This is a genomic window from Candidatus Bathyarchaeia archaeon (genome assembly GCA_035935655.1).
Taxonomy (GTDB): Archaea; Thermoproteota; Bathyarchaeia; order 40CM-2-53-6; family 40CM-2-53-6; genus 40CM-2-53-6.
On the sequence record DASYWW010000049.1, the window covers coordinates 1 to 2,670 of the forward strand.

The 2,670-nt window shown below is 49.9% G+C and carries 5 protein-coding genes; 4 read left to right on the forward strand and 1 reads right to left on the reverse strand.

Going from position 1 to position 2,670, the window contains the following annotated elements; genetic code table 11:
- A partial coding sequence (locus tag VGS11_10210; protein ID HEV2120458.1) for a hypothetical protein occupies positions 1-291 on the forward strand: 291 nt, incomplete at its 5' end.
- Between the two features lie 173 nt (positions 292-464).
- The gene (locus tag VGS11_10215; GenBank protein ID HEV2120459.1) at positions 465-611 is read left to right on the forward strand and encodes a hypothetical protein; all 147 of its coding nucleotides are present in this window, start codon (positions 465-467) and stop codon (positions 609-611) included.
- A 181-nt stretch (positions 612-792) separates the two neighbouring features.
- Here VGS11_10215 and VGS11_10220 read toward each other — a convergent pair whose 3' ends face one another.
- Positions 793-1,557, reverse strand: coding sequence for a hypothetical protein (locus VGS11_10220; GenBank protein ID HEV2120460.1), 765 nt, complete (start codon positions 1,555-1,557; stop codon positions 793-795).
- Between the two features lie 635 nt (positions 1,558-2,192).
- On the opposite strand from VGS11_10220, the gene VGS11_10225 reads away from it, so the two are divergent.
- Together VGS11_10225 and VGS11_10230 are read left to right on the forward strand one after the other, a co-directional pair.
- Positions 2,193-2,366, forward strand: coding sequence for a hypothetical protein (locus VGS11_10225; protein ID HEV2120461.1), 174 nt, complete (start codon positions 2,193-2,195; stop codon positions 2,364-2,366).
- Between the two features lie 122 nt (positions 2,367-2,488).
- A partial coding sequence (locus VGS11_10230; GenBank protein ID HEV2120462.1) for a hypothetical protein occupies positions 2,489-2,670 on the forward strand: 182 nt, incomplete at its 3' end.

A 2,670-nucleotide genomic window follows, 5' to 3' on the forward strand; every position in this document is an offset into this window, starting at 1 on the left:
AACTTCTCTTTGGACCTACCGGGCAGGTCCAACCTTTCGAGCAGGCAGGCCGCCCTTGACGTTTATCTCAGCCAAATGGCCAGGGATGCATACCTCCACGGCAGGGCGTATCTGTTGACGAATCGGGTGACTTACGGGGCCTCCCACGACGTGCGAATAGGTGGAAAGACAGTGGAACAGCTTGTTGACGCTTCGCTAAGACTTGAGAGGCGAGGAAACGAAGTAAAGGCCGAGCTTCTGTCAACAGGCGGAATCGCCACGACATTCATTGACATGGGAGGCGTCAAGTAAATTCTTCTGATAGGTCGTCACGGGTCAAAAAGCAAGCAATACGTTTCGGACGATAGATGTAAAATCACCTAATTCAATGTAAAACTAAATCAAGTCGATAGCTTAAGGAAGGTTTTCGTATTGTGCACAATATCAACCCACACAAAATGGATGAATGCATAGCTTGCTGTGCAATGGCTACACCTCAGCAAGCCAAGAACTTCACCCACCAAGAATGGGTCAACTCCTATGTTGAGAAGGGGACCAGAGACGTCTACATCAATGCTGTCAAATCCTTTCTGCGAATCACCTATGCCAGCAACGAGGGCGCCGCTTTTTAGCTGAAAGATCCGTAGCCGAGCACCGAGCCTCCAAGAGGGACGTAGCGCAGGACCCAGGTGCGGCACCTGCGACCACTTCGCGGGTGAGAGCTACTGCAGGAAGTATGAGCCTACTTTTACTGGAAAGACTCATGTCCACAAGTGGTGCCTTGGCTAAAATAGCGGGAAGGGGCTAGGCTCCCTATGAGATTGTGTAGCTTGTCAGTTCGAAGGTAGCAGATCCTCCGGTAACGCCAACGCCATTGGCAAAGAAGCAACCACTGCCGAACGAAAGGCCGATGAATGAAATAGCTCCGAGTGCTGCATTGAAATTGGCTCCGTATGAGCCGGTCCCGAAGTGTCCATAGAAGTCAGACCAGTCTGCTCCATTCAGTGGAACGGATAGTGTAATCGTGCCTCCGGTGCCGCCATTCACGAAATTGTAATGACTACCGCTGGCAACTGTTGTTGCTACAGTGCCAGTGTTTGACCACCAGAACTTTGTTTCGAATCCCCCATTGTTGGGAGCCGGTCCGGTTATGCTTCCCGGATTACCTGTACCGGTGCTCTGGAAGAATAGGCGAACACTAGTTGATGGTCCACAGGCATTGCCATTGGGATTCCCAACGAATGTTGCTAATGTTGCTAATGTTGCAGGAACGTCGAAGGTTGCGGTTATTGTGTTGGACGACGATAGTGAAAGTGAAATCTTGTCTAGGAGGAATGAAGTGTATGCAGAACCGGTGGCACCAGAATCTGCATTCGCAAATGGGAACGAGAGCAAAATTGCAGTTTGGGTGGCAGGAGAGCTTGTTTTGGTAATTTCACTACCGTTGGTCGTTACTCTGGTAGAGACTGTCCAGTTCGGGTCGGTCAGTGAAATCGGACCAGTGAACGCAGATGCCGCGATTGGGAGTAGGAGTATCAGTGCTGCGAATAAGACTGCTACCTTTTCTTTGGTACGCATTGGTTCGGGAGTTCCCTTAAGATGGTGTTAAGACCTTCCATATCGTATGTTATGTTCGGCTCCTATCGAATAATCTGTTAGATTTCCTAGGACTTCGCCCAAACAGGACGGGGTTTTTTCGTGTCAATTCAATCCGGGAAGACGACACCGAATGTGTACTCACAGGTTCGGAGACCCCTCTCTTCCACATTTCTCCTGATTGTCTCTTCCTTTCACACCAGCAATCTTCACCAAATAGGAGACTGTGATCAAGCGATCTCTTTCCATACATACAGAAGTCAATTTGCGTATAAGGAAACTAGGAATTTCGGCTGCTCGTGAAAGGGGAGGGGTTGGCGAAGCTGAATTACGCCACAGGCGAACTCAGCTAGTTCCAAATAGCCTTTGGCAAGAGACATCAAAGTCCCAGTGAATTCCTTCAACTGCCAGCCAACTCATCCAAATACTCCCTGAACTTCTTTGGGTCTTTGATTGCGAACTCCACAGCTCCAAAGAAGGCTGCTCCCAACGAATCACTCTTCTGAGCGGCCTCTTGTTTCGCTTTTGAAAGCTGTGGGATAGTCACTTGTTGTGTGGGATTCATTGCTCTAGGAGTTTTGCTCCTTCGAACCCGCCTTCTGTGAGCGGGCGTCTTCTTGGAAGCCGAATACGTCACGGACACAAAAGGAGGGGCAGGACTTAGGGTTATCGACTGCGGACGCAGCATGGCCAGAAACCCCTTCCTCTTGATGGGTCTCGACTTTACCAGTTTTCTTCGACAGACAAGTGGAGAAGTTTGTTTTAGGCTTGCACTGTACGCGGCTTCGTAGTTTTCGACGGAGGCGGCTCCCGAACGAGTCTAAACTAGTTAATTCTAAGGTAAATGTAATCAGTGCTGTTAGCGTAAGGAAGGTTAAATATCGTGTAAAGGCTTGTGCTCACGAGTAAGGTCGTGCAGGAGAACATCAATTCACTACTGGACTCTCTCAGCAGGACAGAGCTCGACGAGGCGAAGAGGAAGCTCGCAGCGCTGTCCAGTGAAGTGAAATCAGAGAAGGACAGGGGGAGCCTCCTCGCTGCCGCAGGAATCTATGCAAGCATGACGAAGGGGAAGGAGGGGACCATGCAGACTTG

Excerpts from the sequence above, each read along its gene's own strand:
- VGS11_10215 (HEV2120459.1), top strand. The coding sequence starts at position 465 with ATGGCTACACCTCAGCAAGCCAAGAACTTCACCCACCAAGAATGGGTC.
- VGS11_10220 (HEV2120460.1), bottom strand. The coding sequence starts at position 1,557 with ATGCGTACCAAAGAAAAGGTAGCAGTCTTATTCGCAGCACTGATACTC.